16 protein-coding genes are annotated in these 15876 nt (G+C 41.0%); 10 read left to right on the top strand and 6 right to left on the bottom strand.

Annotated elements, in window-relative coordinates:
* Positions 1-73: 73 nt before the first annotated feature.
* The 3 genes from IEX80_RS22790 to IEX80_RS22780 all read right to left on the bottom strand — a co-directional run bounded on the left by IEX80_RS22790 (position 74) and on the right by IEX80_RS22780 (position 3123).
* A complete protein-coding gene (locus IEX80_RS22790; protein WP_188834251.1) occupies positions 74-1066 on the bottom strand; it encodes an FKBP-type peptidyl-prolyl cis-trans isomerase in 993 nt (330 codons plus the stop codon).
* A gap of 61 nt (positions 1067-1127) precedes the next feature.
* Positions 1128-2105 (bottom strand): FKBP-type peptidyl-prolyl cis-trans isomerase, encoded by a 978-nt coding sequence (locus IEX80_RS22785; RefSeq protein WP_090530965.1) that lies wholly within the window; start codon positions 2103-2105, stop codon positions 1128-1130.
* Positions 2106-2112: 7 nt separating this feature from the next.
* Complete coding sequence (locus IEX80_RS22780; protein ID WP_188834250.1) at positions 2113-3123, bottom strand: DHH family phosphoesterase; 1011 nt, start codon at positions 3121-3123, stop codon at positions 2113-2115.
* A 210-nt stretch (positions 3124-3333) separates the two neighbouring features.
* Between IEX80_RS22780 and IEX80_RS22775 the strand changes: the two genes are divergently transcribed.
* Both IEX80_RS22775 and IEX80_RS22770 read left to right on the top strand, forming a co-directional pair.
* Positions 3334-3753 carry a nucleoside-diphosphate kinase gene (locus IEX80_RS22775; RefSeq protein ID WP_188834249.1) on the top strand — a complete coding sequence of 140 codons (420 nt, stop codon included), beginning with the start codon at positions 3334-3336 and terminating at the stop codon, positions 3751-3753.
* 149 nt (positions 3754-3902) lie between these two features.
* Entirely contained in the window at positions 3903-4100 is a 198-nt protein-coding gene (locus IEX80_RS22770; protein WP_090530973.1) for a hypothetical protein, read from the top strand.
* Here IEX80_RS22770 and IEX80_RS22765 read toward each other — a convergent pair.
* Both IEX80_RS22765 and recF read right to left on the bottom strand, forming a co-directional pair.
* Positions 4087-4377, bottom strand: coding sequence for a DciA family protein (locus IEX80_RS22765; RefSeq protein WP_090530976.1), 291 nt, complete (start codon positions 4375-4377; stop codon positions 4087-4089). The two genes, IEX80_RS22770 and IEX80_RS22765, sit on opposite strands and share 14 nt — an antisense overlap.
* Positions 4370-5470 carry a DNA replication/repair protein RecF gene (gene recF / locus IEX80_RS22760; RefSeq protein ID WP_090530979.1) on the bottom strand — a complete coding sequence of 367 codons (1101 nt, stop codon included), beginning with the start codon at positions 5468-5470 and terminating at the stop codon, positions 4370-4372. The genes IEX80_RS22765 and recF overlap by 8 nt, the downstream gene beginning before the upstream one ends.
* 230 nt (positions 5471-5700) lie before the next feature.
* Here recF and IEX80_RS22755 point away from each other — a divergent pair, with 230 nt between their 5' ends.
* The 6 genes from IEX80_RS22755 to IEX80_RS22730 all read left to right on the top strand — a co-directional run bounded on the left by IEX80_RS22755 (position 5701) and on the right by IEX80_RS22730 (position 10040).
* A complete protein-coding gene (locus IEX80_RS22755) occupies positions 5701-6378 on the top strand; it encodes a tetratricopeptide repeat protein (RefSeq protein WP_090530982.1) in 678 nt (225 codons plus the stop codon).
* Positions 6379-6536: 158 nt separating this feature from the next.
* Positions 6537-7031, top strand: a complete 495-nt coding sequence (ribH, locus tag IEX80_RS22750; RefSeq protein WP_176625556.1) for a 6,7-dimethyl-8-ribityllumazine synthase — start codon at positions 6537-6539, stop codon at positions 7029-7031.
* Between the two features lie 229 nt (positions 7032-7260).
* The gene (gene ytxJ, locus IEX80_RS22745; RefSeq protein ID WP_090530987.1) at positions 7261-7590 is read left to right on the top strand and encodes a bacillithiol system redox-active protein YtxJ; all 330 of its coding nucleotides are present in this window, start codon (positions 7261-7263) and stop codon (positions 7588-7590) included.
* Between the two features lie 160 nt (positions 7591-7750).
* Positions 7751-8632 (top strand): lipoyl synthase, encoded by an 882-nt coding sequence (lipA, locus tag IEX80_RS22740; protein WP_090530990.1) that lies wholly within the window; start codon positions 7751-7753, stop codon positions 8630-8632.
* Between the two features lie 48 nt (positions 8633-8680).
* On the top strand, positions 8681-9208 hold the full coding sequence (locus IEX80_RS22735; RefSeq protein WP_308421705.1) for an RNA polymerase sigma factor: 528 nt from the start codon (positions 8681-8683) through the stop codon (positions 9206-9208).
* A gap of 1 nt (position 9209) precedes the next feature.
* On the top strand, positions 9210-10040 hold the full coding sequence (locus IEX80_RS22730) for an anti-sigma factor (RefSeq protein WP_188834247.1): 831 nt from the start codon (positions 9210-9212) through the stop codon (positions 10038-10040).
* Positions 10041-10385: 345 nt separating this feature from the next.
* On the opposite strand, the gene IEX80_RS22725 is transcribed toward IEX80_RS22730, so the two are convergent.
* Positions 10386-11891 carry an NAD(P)H-hydrate dehydratase gene (locus IEX80_RS22725; protein ID WP_188834246.1) on the bottom strand — a complete coding sequence of 502 codons (1506 nt, stop codon included), beginning with the start codon at positions 11889-11891 and terminating at the stop codon, positions 10386-10388.
* Between the two features lie 300 nt (positions 11892-12191).
* Between IEX80_RS22725 and IEX80_RS22720 the strand changes: the two genes are divergently transcribed.
* Positions 12192-13127: a hydrogen peroxide-inducible genes activator gene (locus IEX80_RS22720; protein ID WP_090531001.1), complete on the top strand. Its 936-nt coding sequence runs from the start codon at positions 12192-12194 to the stop codon at positions 13125-13127.
* A gap of 313 nt (positions 13128-13440) precedes the next feature.
* Entirely contained in the window at positions 13441-15855 is a 2415-nt protein-coding gene (locus tag IEX80_RS22715) for a TonB-dependent receptor (RefSeq protein WP_188834245.1), read from the top strand.
* Positions 15856-15876: the final 21 nt, after the last annotated feature.

The raw sequence follows: 15876 nt of genomic DNA, 5'->3' as shown, positions 1-15876 counted from the left end.
TATCGATACTTCAATTAATTACCTGACGACTACCAACAAAAAACCTCCCGCTTTTGGCGAGAGGTTTCTTCTATCAGTTCTTTTTAGCGGCCGGTTTCTTTGTGCCGGCTTTTTTTAGTGGAGCTTTACCAGCAGCCGGTTTCGGGGTAACCGCGGCATGTTTGCCTGGTTTTACTTTTACCAGTTCGATATCGAATACCAATGTGCTGTATCCGGGGATTTCGGATCCGTAAGGACGTTCGCCGTAGGCAAGATTTGAAGGAATGATAAATGTTGCTTTTGAACCTTCATTTAATAAAAGCAAACCTTCATCCCAACCTGATATTACCCTGTGCTCGCCTAAAACAACGCTTATAGGCTCATACGGACGACCTGGTTGTTGTATACCCGCCGCTTTGGCGTTAGCTTCAATACTGGTATCAAACAGTTTACCGTTAAGCAACTTTCCGGTATAATTTACCAGCACGGTATCGCCGTTAAGTGGCTTTCTTTTGGTTGTTGGGCTGGTTATCACGTATTTTAAGCCTGAAGCTGTAGTAACAGGTTTAAGACCATGTGCCGTAATATAGCTTTCTCTGTCGGCTGTTTCAGCTTGTTTTAGTTTTTCAAGGCCTGCATTCCTTTCGGCAATGGCATCATTTAACGATTGAACCTTCTCTATCTTTAAAATAAAAGTAAGAAAGCTGCCTTTAGGTAAAAATGGCGGACGGGCTTCTTCATGACCAACAAATACCGAATCGGTTGGAATTTTAACCAGGGCACTGTCTTTTGCTGCAAGCAGCGGGAATATTTCCATCAGGTCGCCTACATTTTGCGAGGCCTGCACCTGGGCTTGTACGGGATGCCCTGCCTTATAACTACTGAACAGTACTGAATCTTTATCGGTTTTCTGGATAAAGTTAAAAGTAAGCACATCGTTGATCTTAGCTTTGTTGCCCGGGTTAGCAGTATAGATCTGGTAAAGCGCGCCTTTAGCGGTTTTCTGCAAACCAACCGTTTGCGCACCTGCATTTAAAGCAAGCGCGGAAAGCGCCGGCAATAAAAAAGAAAAAATATGTTTTTTCATAAGTTATAAATAAAAAAGCCTTTCCTGTTTTAAGCAGGAAAGGCTTTGTAAAACATGATAACTATTTAGTCGTCGGGGTTGGCATTTGCATTTGCGGTGCAACCGGTTTTGGTGCATTTGGATTTGGGTGGATGATATTTACCAGCTCAACTTCAAATACAAGCGGCGTATAAGGCTGCATTTGCTGGCTTCCCTGATCGCCATAACCTAATGATGATGGAATAACCAACATCGCTTTAGTCCCTTTATTAAACAATTGAAAAGCTTCGTCCCAGCCTTTGATCACTTTACCTTCACCTACCGGAATGCGAATAGGTTGATAAGGGTTCATTGGGTTGATCTGCATCTTTTCTTTTACAGCTACCGCTTTAACACTTGTTTCCAAAACTTTGCCAGTAACAAGCCTCAAAGTATAATTAATTACTGCTGTATCACCTACTGCTACGTTAGCACCACTGCCTGGTGTAGTAACTGCATAATTTAAGCCTGATGCAGTTTTTACAAATTTCAGGTCTTTATGTGCATCCAGGTAACCCTGGATCTTAGCAGGCTCTTTACCTTTAAGGGCGTCGGTTTGACCTTTCATGTATTGGGTAACGCGATCGCGGAAAACTTGCTCGGTAAGTGCGCCTTTAGCAACTACCTTTTCAATTTTAATAGTATAAACCAGGTATTTACCTTTAAAGCCCGGCGGGCGTTGCTGACCGCCTTTAAATACCGAATCAGCAGCAATTTTAAAGGTGGCGCTATCACCTTCGCCCAATAATGCTAAGCCAGAAACAATATCACCTTTGGTTTGAGGTTTAGGCATCAGCGTTGGTATAGGCTGGCCGTTATCATAAGAGTTATTGATAATTGAATCCTTATCGGTTTTGAGGATCATGTTCAGTGTCATAAAGTCACCTTCCTTAACTTTAGGATTGCCTTTTGAGGTGTGGATATTATAAAGCAAGCCACCTTCGCCTTGCTTAAACCCACCGTTGCAACTTGCAAATCCAATAGCCGCAAGTGACAGAAACATCAGTTTTCTTTTCATCATTACTTTTTTACTGTATTAATAGTTTTTTATATTCGGGTAAAATTTGTTTAAATTGTTGTATAACCTGTTCAAGGCTATCCTCAGAATGACCACCGGCCGCATTGCGGTGACCGCCGCCATTAAAGTATTTTTTGCAAATCTCGTTGGCCGGGAACTCGCCTTTTGAGCGTAATGAAAGTTTTACCCTGTCGCTTCGTTCAACTATGAAAGCAGCCAAACGGATGCTTGCCATCGATAATGCATAATTTACCACACCTTCTGTGTCGCCTGTTTCAACATCAAAACGTTCCAGGTCATGTTTGTTAACTGCAATTATAGCTGTATTAAATTCGGGCAACACCTCCAGGCAATTAGCCAGGCAATGGCCTAAAAAGCGCAGCCTGTTTTCAGATGCGCTATTATACACCAACTCATGAATGCGCCAGTTAACCGCACCGGCATCTATCAAATCGGCAACTATGCGATGAACTCCGGATGTAGTGTTGGGAAGCCTGAATGAAGCCGAATCGGTCATAATACCTGTATAAAGGCAGGTTGCCACATCCTTATTTACAAGTTCTTTGTGGTGAAGCTCGTTTACTATAAAATCATATACCAACTGCGCAGTAGCACAGGCATTGATATCCCAGTGCCTGTAATCGTCAAAATCGGCAGGCTCCAGGTGATGATCGACCATGATCTTATAGGCATTACTCTCGCCAACCAGCTCGCCCATGTCATTGATACGACTCAGCGCATTAAAGTCGAGGCAAAATATAAGTTTCGCATCTGCTATCAGGGCGGCAGCTTCTTCGCGGTGCTCGGTATAAATAATAACATTCTCGTTACCCGGCAGCCAGCTTAAAAAGTCAGGATAATCTGTAGGGGCAATAACCCTGGCATGATGGCCCTGCTGTATCAAATAATTATATAAGCCTAATGACGAACCCATAGCATCACCATCAGGTTTATGATGGGTAGTGATCACTATTTTTTGAGGTTTCGTTAAAAGGTCAGTAAGCGAAGCTAAATCTAACATCAATTCTTAAAAAAGAGTTGCAAAGCTAAATAAATAAATGAAATACAAACCATCTAATTTAATTCAAAAAGCTTTATCTTACAGTAACAAAAGCCTATTTTTGCCGCAAATTTTAAATGTTATCATAAGCATCAGTAAGCTTATATTTTAAAACTAACGTAACAAAGGCATTTAATCTATTAATAACCCAAAAAAGAAACAATTATTTCAATGAAAAACAACAGAACATTTACCATGATAAAGCCTGATGCCGTTGCAGACGGGCATATCGGTGCTATTTTAGACATTATTACCAAAAACGGCTTTAAAATCGTGGCGCTTAAATACACTAAATTATCTGCCGAAAAAGCGGGCCAGTTTTATGAAGTGCACAAAGAACGTCCTTTTTATAATGGATTGGTTGAATTTATGTCATCGGGCCCTATTGTAGCAGCTATTCTTGAAAAAGACAACGCTATTGCCGAATTCCGTAAACTGATCGGGGCCACTAACCCGGCCGATGCCGCTGAAGGTACCATCCGTAACCTGTATGCAAGATCAATTGGTGAAAATGCCGTTCATGGCTCAGACTCTGACGAGAATGCCGACATTGAAGGAAGCTTCTTTTTCTCGGCTTTTGAAAGGTTTTAAGTAACTTATTTCGGGTGTAATTACGTAAACTAAAAGTTACGCCCGAAATTTTTACGTTTTTTTTGTAATTATGGTTACATCTTTTGTAACTTTACAATATTCACCTAAACAATATTACATATTTTAATCAACCAATAATATCACAAAACATGAAACCATTATTCAAATACATATTTTACGTACTTATATTGGTAATGTTGGTTATTGGATCACTAATGCTTTACAGAACACACCCCGAAGCCCAGCTCGCGCTTATCATTCCCGGTCTGTTCATTCTTGCTTATTCAAAGCTTACGGATGATATCAAATTAAAGCATAACAGCTTACGCATGCTTAGAGGAAGATAATTTCCTCAACAAGCACACTTTTAGCTTCGTTATTTATCTTTTCAATTATCTGGCTGCGCATCAGCATCAATTCATTTTTTATTACTGACGATTCTATCCGCAGGAATAATTTCTTATCGCGCACAAATAACTCTTTGGTGCGATTGGCTACTGATTTGCCTACCAGGTCGGGCCAGGCAGTAATTACACCGGTTTCGTCAAAACGCCGCTTGATCTTATACACATTAAGCATTTGCTCAATAGCTTCCTTAAGTGTTTTGTCGTTGGTTTTACGCATCAATCGCTCCTCCCTTTACTTTAAATAGTTTAACAGGTACCCCTATTTTATTAAAAACGCTTCCAACACGTTCAACCCCTGTATCGGTTATAAAAACCTGGCCAAAATCGTTGTTGGATACCATTTGCATTAATTTGGTAACCCGGCCATCATCAAGTTTGTCAAAAATATCATCAAGCAAAAGCAGGGGTTTAAATCCTTTTTGCTGGTATAAAAAAGTATATTGAGCAAGTTTAAGGGCAATTAAAAATGACTTTTGCTGTCCCTGCGACCCAAACTTTTTCATGGCCATACCATGGATATTGAATTGCAGATCATCTTTGTGAATGCCCGCCGTGGTACGCTCCAACGCCCTGTCACGGTCAAAACTCTTTTTTAATAAATTATTTAAATCATCGGCAAGCAGTTGCGATTCATACACGAGGTCAACATGCTCGGCATTATCGCTCAAAAAACTGTAATGCTTATTAAATATAGTAACAAAACCCTCCATAAAGGCACGGCGCCTTTCAAAAATTCGATTGCCCGAAGCGTTCAGTTGCTCATCAATCACTTCAAACAAGCCGGCATCATATCGCCCTGTATCCGCTACCTGCTTTAAAAGCGCGTTACGATTGGTAAGAATTTTATTATAAACAATCAGTTCATCCAGATAATGATTATCTGTTTGCGATATCACATTATCGATAAACTTTCGGCGCTCTTCGCTACCTTCGGTTATGATACTGGTATCATTTGGTGATATCATTACCAGCGGTAACAGTCCGATATGATCAGCCAGGCGCTGATAATCTTTTTTATTGCGCTTAAACTGTTTCTTTTGATTACGCTTTACAGAACAGGCAACAGCTTCGGGCTGATTGTTTTTATTAAAGATGCCGGTGATGATAAAAAAATCGGTACCCTGTTTAATCTGCTGGCTGTCTATCGGGTTAAAATAGCTTTTACATAACGACAGGTAATGAATAGCATCAAGCAAATTGGTTTTGCCGGCGCCATTATTACCTGTAAAAGCGTTAACCCCCTCGCTGAAAACCAGTTCGGCTTCATCGTAATTTTTAAAGTTAATAACTGACAGCTGTTGCAGGTGCATGGGATGGCAAAGTTACGTTTTTTTGAGTTGTTCATGGTTCATGGTTAATAGTTCATAGTAATCTTTAAATCTATTAAGCATTAACATCCTTTTTAACGTGTAAAGAAGCTACCAGCGGCTATGAACCATGAACTATTAACCATGAACCACTCTCTTTAAAGATTTAATACAAAAGGTATTGCCAGTAAATTTGAAAACCGTATTTTTGCAAACTTAATTTTAGAACAACAATGTCAAAAACCCAGGCGAACACCAAAATTGCAGCACCAGAAAACAATTTTGGTCAGAGTGGCAAATTTGTACGCGAGAACCAGAAAAGCTTACTATTTATTGTAGGGGCTATTATTGCCCTTATTGCTATTTATTTCATTTACATTAAATTATACTTAGGTCCACGTGAAGTTACTGCCGCTAACCAAATGTACAAAGCGCAGGATTTTTGGCAGCAAAAAAACTGGGACAAAGCCATTAAAGGCGATGCCGGTTTCCCTGGTTTTGAAAAGATCATCAGCGATTACAGCAATACCAAAGCTGCTAACCTTGCTTATTTTTACTTAGGTACAGCTTATTTAAATAAAGGTGACTACCGCAAAGCAATTGATAACCTAACCAATTACCGCGGCGACGATAACATGGTAGCAGCCGAGGCTTTTGGCAGCACAGGCGACGCTTATGTTGAACTGAAAGATTACGAAAAAGCAGAAACTTATTTCAGCAAAGCTGCTGATAAAGCAAAGAATAAATTTTTATCGCCGCTTTACCTTAAGAAGTTAGGTTTAACTTATGAGGCTCAAAAAAACAATAAAGAAGCTGCTGAAGCTTATAAAAGAATAAAAACCGAATATCCTGAAAGCGCTGAGGCTCAAAATATCGACGAGTATATAGCCCGCGCCGAAGCAAAACAATAATTTTAATATCGGATTTGAGAATTTCGATTTCGGATTTATCAGGTTTTAAATACCTTTAAATTCGGAATCGATTTTTTTTATAAGCAGATTTTGATCGTCGATCACAAGGCTTAACAAATCCGAAATCGAACCTTCGAAATTCCCAAATCCGAAATCAAATGGCTACCCATCTTAAAAACCTTTCCGACTTTTCGAATACCGAAATACCATCAGCAGCACCGTACCGCTTCGGTATAGTTGTGGCCGAATGGAATGCCGAAATTACTAATGCGCTTTACCAGGGTGCATACAAAAGCCTGATAAGCAATGGCGCACTGGCCGAAAACATTTTTTCATACCAGGTACCGGGCAGCTTTGAACTTACATCGGGAGCAGAGCTGTTATTAAAAAAAGGCAACCTTGATGCTGTAATTTGCCTGGGATGTGTAATACAGGGCGAAACAAGGCATTTTGATTTTATTTGCAACGCGGTAGCAAACGGAGTAAGTAATGTTGCCGTAAAATACTCAAAACCTGTTATATTTGGTGTTTTAACTACTGATAATCAGCAACAGGCCATTGACAGGGCCGGCGGTAAACATGGTAATAAAGGCGACGAAGCGGCCATCACGGCCATTAAAATGGCAGCCCTTGCTGAAACATTAAACAGTTAAAATCCGTTAAAGCAATTAATTTTAGCTCAATATGAAAAAATTAGTTTATATAGCACTTATAGCCGCGGCAGTTGCAACAGCATCATCCTGCTCAAATAAATTATGCCCGGCTTACGGTTCATATCCTAAAACAGGCCGTTAACAGTTAATTGTCATTTTTAAACCTGTTTAAACACACTACACAGTTTTTGTGTTATAATTACGTTATAGCATTTTAACTATTAATAATATGAACTGGATTTCGTTGGAGACGGCCGATCAGCTAATGGCGATCAAACAACAAGAAGGCTATAGCCTTATATTTAAACATAGCACACGCTGCTCCATCAGCATGATGGCCAAAAGGCGTTTTGAGCTTGACTGGGATAATCTTCCCGAAAATATGCCCCTTTACTTTTTAGACCTGATCAAATACCGCGACCTGTCAAACCAGGTAGCGCAATTGTTCCAGGTACACCACGAATCGCCCCAACTGTTACTCATTAAAAATGGTGAATGCATTCTTGACCAGTCTCACAGCGGCATCTCCGTTGACGAAACTTTAGAAGTGCTGATTTAGATTTTGTTCATGGATCATAGTTCATGGTTCATGGGTTCATAAAGTATTTTTAGTATTAATTACGTTGCTGCAAATGCTGATGATCATTTTGCAGTCATTTGCTGCTACTATGAACTATGAACCATTCCCCATCAACTAAATATTTAACTACATTTGTACCATGATTGAATTGCCGGTAGTTCCTGCTGTTAGCCAGCCTGTACGTAAGCCTGATTGGCTTAGGGTTAAGCTTCCTACAGGAAAAGAATATGCTCACGTACGCAGCCTTGTTGATACTCATAAACTGCATACCATATGCGAAAGCGGTAACTGCCCTAATATGGGAGAGTGCTGGGGTGCCGGCACGGCCACTTTCATGATCCTTGGTAATATTTGCACCCGTTCGTGCTCGTTTTGTGCCGTTGCAACCGGCAGGCCTTTAGCTGTTGATGTTGATGAGCCAAACCGCGTAGCAACTTCTGTAAAACTAATGCAGGTAAAACATTGCGTTATTACGTCCGTCGATCGTGATGATTTGAAAGACGGCGGTTCCATTATCTGGGCCGAAACCATCAATGCCATTCGCCGTGAAAGCCCCGATACTACTTTAGAAACCCTGCTGCCCGATTTTAAAGGCAACTGGGATAACCTTGCCCGCGTTTTGGAAACCAGGCCCGAAGTTGTATCACACAACCTGGAAACTGTAAGGCGCCTTACCAAAGAGGTGCGGATCCAGGCAAAATATGACCGCAGTCTTGAAGCCCTGAAACATATTTCGGAAGCAGGCTTGCGTACAAAATCAGGCATTATGCTTGGCTTGGGCGAAACCGAGGAGGATGTTTTAGAAGCAATGGATGATTTGCTGGCTGCAGGTGTTCATATACTTACGCTGGGGCAGTATTTACAGCCTACACGTAACCATCATCCGGTGATTGACTGGATCCATCCCGATCAATTTGCACGTTATAAGGAATTTGGCCTTCAAAAAGGGTTCAGGTATGTTGAAAGCGGGCCGCTGGTGCGCTCATCTTACCATGCAGAAAAACACTTGTTTGAAATGTGATAATTCCTTTATATCTTCATCGGGTTGAGTAAGAAACGAAAAATATCGATGTCGGAAGAAGAACTGGTGTTATCATTGCGGCACCGGGAAAAAATTGCCGTCGAAGCTTTATATGATATGTATTCGGCCTCCTTATTCGGGGTAATATCACGCATTATAAATGACACCACTATAGCCGAAGATGTTTTACAGGAAACTTTTGTAAAAATCTGGCATTCCTTTTCAAGCTACAATATTGAAAAAGGCCGTTTATTTACCTGGATGGTTAATATCGCGCGCAACCTTGCAATAGATAAGACCAGATCGAAAGATTTTAAGAATCAGAATAAAAACCAGGATATTGAAAATAACGTAACTTTCATTGACGAGCAGAGAAACACGGTTTATAAACCTGAGTTAATGGGTGTTAAAAATTTAGTGCAAACACTAAAACCCGAGCAAAAACTGATCATCGAGCTGGTTTATTTTAAAGGCTATACCCATGTGGAAGCTGCCGAAGAATTGGGCATTCCGTTGGGTACCGTTAAAACCCGGTTAAGAATGGGTATCCAGGAACTCAGAAAACATTTTAATTGAAGTGGAAGATTTAAAAGCATATATTGAAACAGGGATACTGGAGCTTTACGTATTGGGGGATGTTACCCCTGCCGAAAAGCTACAGGTTGAAGAACTGGCTTCAAAGCATCCCGGTATTAGGGCTGAGCTTAACGAAATTGAACGCTCAATGGAACTGTATGCCGGAGAAAACGCGATTGAACCATCTGAACATTTACGCAGCCGTATATTAGGAAGCTTACTTACTAATTTTGGCGACGATAATGACTTTCCTACACAAACCCATACCGAACGGGAAAAAGTTGTGACTACACGGCCACCCGACAAACAAAAAGAAATTAATTTTTATAAATATGCATTTGCCGCATGCCTTGTTTTATTGTTAGCAAGCGCGGTGGCTTTGTATAATCTTTACAACCGCCTTAATGATACCAATACCCGTCTAAATGCTATGCAGTTGCAAAACCAGCATTTTAGCACTACCGTTAGCGCAAAGGACAACGAGCTGAGCCTTTTAAGAGATACCTCATATAAATTGATCCGCCTGAAAGGAACTAAAAAATCGCCTGAGTCGGTGATGACCGTAGCCTTTAGCCCATCCAAACAAAAAGTGGTGATTGACCTGGAAGGCCTTAAATTGCCTGCAAATGACCAGGCTCATCAATACCAGCTTTGGGCACTGGTAGGCGGTAAACCTGTTGATCTGGGTGTATTTGACGCCACGGCAGATTCAAGCGGATTCAAAAATATGAAAGCCATAGCCTCGGCCGATGCCTTCGCGGTAACGCTTGAGCCAAGAGGTGGTAGTCCAAGTCCTACACTATCACAAATGGTGGTAATGGGCAAATTTTAAAGCGAAAAAGGCCTCCCAAGGCTCAATAATGATTAAAAGCTTACATTTTTCGGGAATAAATCCGAAAAAATGTAAGCTTTTCGATTTTTATACGTTAATTACTTGTATTTTGTGTAAACCTAAACTACACTGGTTTAATAATTTAACATTTTTTTAACGAAAACCAAAACCAATTATTAGTTTTTTTGTAACTAATAGGAACGTGCAAACGTCTTATGATTAGTTAGGACATAAACGAGAACCAGTGAACCTGATAAACCTAACTCCCGGATTTGAGTATTTAGTTCTTTATAAGATCAGTTAATAGTTAATTAAAACGGCTGTATGATACTTGCAGCCGTTTTTTTATGCCCTTAACTTTGCCATAGTAACAGGCAATTGCGTAATGAGCTTACCGGGTAAAACAACATGCATCCGGTTTGGCAATGCGAGTTCATCGCCGGCCTTACCGTGAATGTAGGCACCAATGATGCAAGCCTGATCCGGCGGATACTTTTGCCCAAGCAACGCAGCTATTACGCCGGTAAGTACATCGCCCATACCTCCGCTTGCCATAGCAGCATTTCCTGATGAGTTAAAATAAGCTTTGCCATTGGGTGTAGCGACGATGGTGTAATCATTTTTCAGCAGGACACACAAGTTTAACTCCTTTGCCTTTTTTATAGCGGTTTGCAGCCGCTGCCACCAACTGGTATGTTCGCCAAAAAGCCTGTCAAACTCTTTCATGTGCGGGGTTAAGATGCTTCCCGCGGGTAGCTGAGTTAATAATGTCTTATTTTCTGCAATCAGGTTTAACGCGTCGGCATCAATAACCAACGGTTGTTTATAGTTTTTGATGATTGCTTTTAATAATGTTAAAGCCTCAGCATCTTTGCCTAAACCAGGTCCCACAGCTATCGAACTAAATTTATCCCATTCAATATCAGGCAGTTTATCACCGTTCCTGACTATGGCCATAATCTCGGGCTGATAACTGTTTAATGCGGTTAAACCACTTTCGGGGATGCAGGCGGTTGTCAGGCCGGCCCCTGCGTGTGCTGCAGCTGATGAACTTAATAGCGCCGCTCCCATGGTTTTTGCCTGCCCTGCAATAATCAGCACATGACCAAATGTGCCTTTATTGCTGAAACGATGACGTGGTTTTAGTATTTGTCTCACGTCCTTTTCTTCAACAAGCTGGTACGGTGAATTTAACGACTGGATAAATTTTTCATTAATGCCAATATTCACGGCCTCCCAGCAATTGATATAAGGTGCCGATTCCGGTAACAGGAAATTGATTTTAGGCTGCTGAAAAGTAATTACAAGGTCGGCTTTTATTGCAATGGTATCCCTGGCTACCTCCCCTTCCGAAAAAAAACCTGTGGGTACATCAACAGCAACAACTGTTCGGCCCAAATCATTAATGAACTTAACCAGCCGTTCATAATTGCCGGTGAGCGGTTTGTTCAAGCCGCTGCCAAGCAGGGCGTCAATAATTACCGGGCTGCTATCCGCCGGGATCTCTTCATCTTTGGCAAGTTCTTTTATAGATACGCAAGTTTGTTTTAGCCTTTCAAAATTGATGTTAAAATCCTCCGATGCCTTATCAGAAAACCGGGCTATTACAACGTTGAGCCTATTATAATGATGATCACATAAAATACGCGCAATGGCAAGCCCGTCGCCGCCATTATTCCCTGTACCACAGTAAAAAGTTATCGGCTCGTTTTTATCGGGGAAACGGTTAACGAACCAACCCACAAAAGCTTTTGAGGCACGTTCCATCAAATCAATAGAAGCAACAGGTTCATTAGCGATAGTATAAGCATCGCCCTCGCGAATTTGTTCGGCAATTAATAAAGGAAGCATATATCCTAAAGTAAGGATTTAATGGTTTTGTTTTAAGAGAAATTATTGGCAGAGATACCGAACTGCGGAACAAATAACAATATCCAAAAATCTGGCTGCAAAATTTATTTTAACAGAAGGACTGGCAAGCTGTTTTACAATATTTAAGTGCCCGTTTACGGGACTTTAGTTTATTAGAAATGTGGGTATTTAACATCTTTTTTGATTTCATATTAGTTGCATTTATAATCCAGCCTTGCGAAATATTTGAATAGATAAAATCAATATTTATTACCTTTACATAGCATTTATCTATATTACATGACTATCACACAACTGGAGTATATTGTGGCTGTTGATACTTATCGCAGCTTTGTTTTGGCAGCCGAAAAATGTTTTGTTACCCAACCAACATTAAGTATGCAGGTACAAAAACTGGAGGATACGCTTGGCGTTAAGATCTTTGACCGAAGCAAACAACCCGTTGTGCCTACCGAAATAGGGATTGAAATAATTACCCAGGCACGTGTAATGCTGTCTGAGAGCGAAAAGATCAAGGAAATTATATCCGACAGGCAAAAGGAACTATCGGGCGAATTACGGGTAGGCATTATCCCTACCGTTTCACCCTACATATTACCCAAAATCATCCATGGCTTTATTGAAAAATATCCGCAGGTAAAACTGATTGTATGGGAACAAACTACCGAAGAGATCATTCAACAGCTAAAACTTGGTATGCTTGACTGCGGCATCCTTTCTACCCCGCTTCATGAAAACAACCTTACCGAAATCCCTGTATTTTATGAAAATTTTGTAGCCTATGTATCCAAAAACAGCAAACTTTCTAAAAAGAAAAATATTGTGCCGGATGATATAGATATGGAGGAGATCTGGATCCTGAACGAAGGCCATTGTATGCGCGAGCAGGTTTTAAATATTTGCCAGCGACGGAAATCAACCCGTGGCTTTCAGCATTTTGAATACAATACCGGCAGCGTTGAAACCCTAAAACGCATGGTCGACCAAAATAACGGGGCTACCATCCTCCCCGAGTTGGCTCTGTCTGAGCTTACCGAAAAGCAACTGGACAAGGTGCGCTATTTTAAATCACCCGAACCTGCCCGTGAGGTAAGCATTGTGATACAGCGCAACTTTTTAAAACGCCGCATGATTGAAGCACTAAAAGCTGAAATCCTGGAATTTGTACCAAAGCGGATGAAAAGCAAAAAGAAAAAGGAAGTGATGGATATTTAGTAATTGCTTATCTATCTACCAGACTCACGAAGTTTCGGGGACTTCGCAAGTCTTCATTAGATGATGACAGCCTTCAGGATCATAGAAGGAACCCGTTTACATGATTCTTAAATTTAACTACTCTTTTTCTGAATAATTTCGGTGGTATTGCTTTGACAATCCCTTACCGGATTAGCAATTTTCCATTCTTATATCCGCAAGCATCTGAACAACAGGCACATTAAGTGTACTATTTAGATTTATTATAAATAATTTGCATTATAACACCTGCCTGACTACTTTTGCGCTATTATTTATATTTAGTCTAAATAAAATGGATCAACCCAAACCATCATTCTCAAAAATCTTTTCACTTTCATTTATAGTGCTACTTATAGGCACCATCCCGGCCCTTGCCCAGCAAGCCAGAGGCATCCTTAAAGGTAAAATTGTCACCATAAAAAATGGGCCTGCCGAAAACGTTTCGGCAGTACTTAAAGGCACCAGGTACGGTACCATAACCGATGAAAACGGCTTATTTGAAATTAAAGCCCCGCAAGGAGATTATACACTTGTAGTATCTGAAGTTGGCACAAAAGGACAGGAAAAACCAGTAACCGTAACAGCCGGGCAAACAACTGTGTTGCCTGTTATTACTGTTGATCATACTATTCATGGTTTGCAGGAAGTAAATATAAATGCTAATAAAACCAATAAATTTAAACGTTCACGAAGCGAGGATGTTGCCAAAATGCCTTTAAGCAACCTCGAAAACCCACAAGTTTATAATACCATAAGCAGCCAATTGATGCAGGAACAATTGATATTTTCTGTTGATGATGCTATAAAAAATGCCCCTGGGATCCAAAAAATGTGGGAAGCTACCGGTCGTGGCGGCGATGGCGGCGCTTATTATAATAGCAGGGGCTTTATTGTACAAAGTACCATGCGTAACGGCATTGCAGGGATTATAACTAATGGCATTGACGCGGCTAACATCGACAGGATTGAGATTATTAAAGGCCCCTCTGCTACTTTATTCGGAAGTTCTTTAACCTCATATGGCGGCCTGATCAACCGTGTTACCAAGAAACCTTATGATACATTTGGCGGAGAAGTAAGCTTATCTGGCGGCAATTTTGGTTTTTACCGGGGCAGCGCCGATATTAACACCCCGCTCGATAAAGATAAAAAGATACTCTTCCGTTTAAATACTGCTTTTAATCATGACGGTAGTTTCCAAAACAACGGCTTTTCGCGGAATGTGGTTATTGACCCAAGCATTGTTTATAAGGCTTCCGACAGGTTAACCATTAGTGCCGATGCTGAATTGTCATATGGCACCAATATCGGAAAATCTATTTTCTTTTTCCCTTACGGACAAACCATTGATGCCCTGGGCTACAGTCGTGCCGATCAGCTCAAGCTCGACTACAAACAAAGCTATCATGGAAATGACCTGACTCAAACGTCACAAAACAGGAATTTTTATGGCGAAGTAAAATACAAGATCTCCAACGCCTGGACAACACGTACCAACCTGAGCCTCACCCATAGCTATTCGAACGGCTTTGGCCCTTACTACTACCTGTTGCCAGGCGATTCTATTTCCCGTAACGATCAGTCAACCCGCAAAAGTAAAGATGACATGATCGAGATCCAGCAAAACTTTAACGGCGACTTCAAAATAGGTAAATTCCGTAACCGGTTTGTAGGCGGCCTGGACTTCTTCAGGGAAAACTCGCAGCAATATTTTTTTGGCAGTACGCTCGATACTATATCTGTAACCGGCAATCAAAACTACCGCAATTTCAACAAAGCGGCTATGGACGCCCTTTATGCTACCGGCATTTATGGTTTTACCTACCCTTCCATGTTTAAACGGAATACCTACAGCGCTTATATCTCTGATGTGTTTAATATTACGGATCAACTGATAGCATCGGCAGGTTTACGCGTAGACAGGTTTGACAACAAAGGCAACTATGACCCAACAACTCAAACCACATCCGGGGCATATAAGCAAACCGCCTTTTCGCCAAAATTTGGTTTGGTTTACCAACCCGTTAAAGACCACATATCGCTGTTTGCCAATTATCAAAACAGCTTTAACAACAAAACCGGTACTACCGAAAACAACCAACCGCTTAAGCCTGAGCAAGCCAATCAAATTGAAGGTGGCGTAAAACTTGATCTCTTCGATGGTAAATTGAGCGGCACGGTAAGTTACTATGATATCAAAGTGAAAAATATCGTACGTCCTTCCACCATAAATCCCATTCTTTCGGTACAGGACGGAACCCAATACAGCAAAGGTTTTGAAGCCGAAGTAATAGCCAACCCAATAATTGGCCTTAACATCGTAGCAGGTTTTTCATATAATGATTCAAAGCTTACCAAAAGCGCCGATGCAGGCGTTGAAGGTCTTCGGCCAGCAACCGCCTCATCGCCATATCTGGCAAATTTTTGGATAAGCTACAAATTTCATCAAGGTGCAGTGAAAGGTTTTGGTCTGGGTTTCGGCGGCAACTATGCCAGCGATAATAAGATCGTAAACAGCCGGGCCATTGGGGTATTTACCCTGCCGGCTTACACCGTATTAGGAGCATCAGCATTTTATGATACTAATAAATACCGGTTTGGCGCTAAGCTTGACAACCTTACCAATGAAAAATACTGGATAGGTTACACCACCATTAACCCTCAAAAACTAAGAAGTTTTGCATTAAGCGCAACCTATAAATTTTAAAACAGCCATTAAATAAAAAGC

It is taken from the genome of Mucilaginibacter rubeus, from assembly GCF_014643835.1.
Taxonomy (GTDB): Bacteria; Bacteroidota; Bacteroidia; order Sphingobacteriales; family Sphingobacteriaceae; genus Mucilaginibacter; species Mucilaginibacter rubeus.
This window is presented reverse-complemented; position numbering and strand designations above follow the sequence as displayed.

Bases quoted from the DNA above. Each gene is read 5' to 3' on its own strand.
- IEX80_RS22775 (WP_188834249.1), top strand. From the start codon at position 3,334: ATGAAAAACAACAGAACATTTACCATGATAAAGCCTGATGCCGTTGCA.
- lipA (WP_090530990.1), top strand. From the start codon at position 7,751: ATGATTGAATTGCCGGTAGTTCCTGCTGTTAGCCAGCCTGTACGTAAG.
- IEX80_RS22755 (WP_090530982.1), top strand. From the start codon at position 5,701: ATGTCAAAAACCCAGGCGAACACCAAAATTGCAGCACCAGAAAACAAT.
- IEX80_RS22735 (WP_308421705.1), top strand. From the start codon at position 8,681: ATGTCGGAAGAAGAACTGGTGTTATCATTGCGGCACCGGGAAAAAATT.
- IEX80_RS22715 (WP_188834245.1), top strand. From the start codon at position 13,441: ATGGATCAACCCAAACCATCATTCTCAAAAATCTTTTCACTTTCATTT.
- recF (WP_090530979.1), bottom strand. From the start codon at position 5,470: ATGCACCTGCAACAGCTGTCAGTTATTAACTTTAAAAATTACGATGAA.
- IEX80_RS22720 (WP_090531001.1), top strand. From the start codon at position 12,192: ATGACTATCACACAACTGGAGTATATTGTGGCTGTTGATACTTATCGC.
- IEX80_RS22770 (WP_090530973.1), top strand. From the start codon at position 3,903: ATGAAACCATTATTCAAATACATATTTTACGTACTTATATTGGTAATG.
- IEX80_RS22725 (WP_188834246.1), bottom strand. From the start codon at position 11,891: ATGCTTCCTTTATTAATTGCCGAACAAATTCGCGAGGGCGATGCTTAT.
- ytxJ (WP_090530987.1), top strand. From the start codon at position 7,261: ATGAACTGGATTTCGTTGGAGACGGCCGATCAGCTAATGGCGATCAAA.
- IEX80_RS22765 (WP_090530976.1), bottom strand. From the start codon at position 4,377: ATGCGTAAAACCAACGACAAAACACTTAAGGAAGCTATTGAGCAAATG.
- IEX80_RS22780 (WP_188834250.1), bottom strand. From the start codon at position 3,123: ATGTTAGATTTAGCTTCGCTTACTGACCTTTTAACGAAACCTCAAAAA.
- IEX80_RS22785 (WP_090530965.1), bottom strand. From the start codon at position 2,105: ATGATGAAAAGAAAACTGATGTTTCTGTCACTTGCGGCTATTGGATTT.
- ribH (WP_176625556.1), top strand. From the start codon at position 6,537: ATGGCTACCCATCTTAAAAACCTTTCCGACTTTTCGAATACCGAAATA.
- IEX80_RS22790 (WP_188834251.1), bottom strand. From the start codon at position 1,066: ATGAAAAAACATATTTTTTCTTTTTTATTGCCGGCGCTTTCCGCGCTT.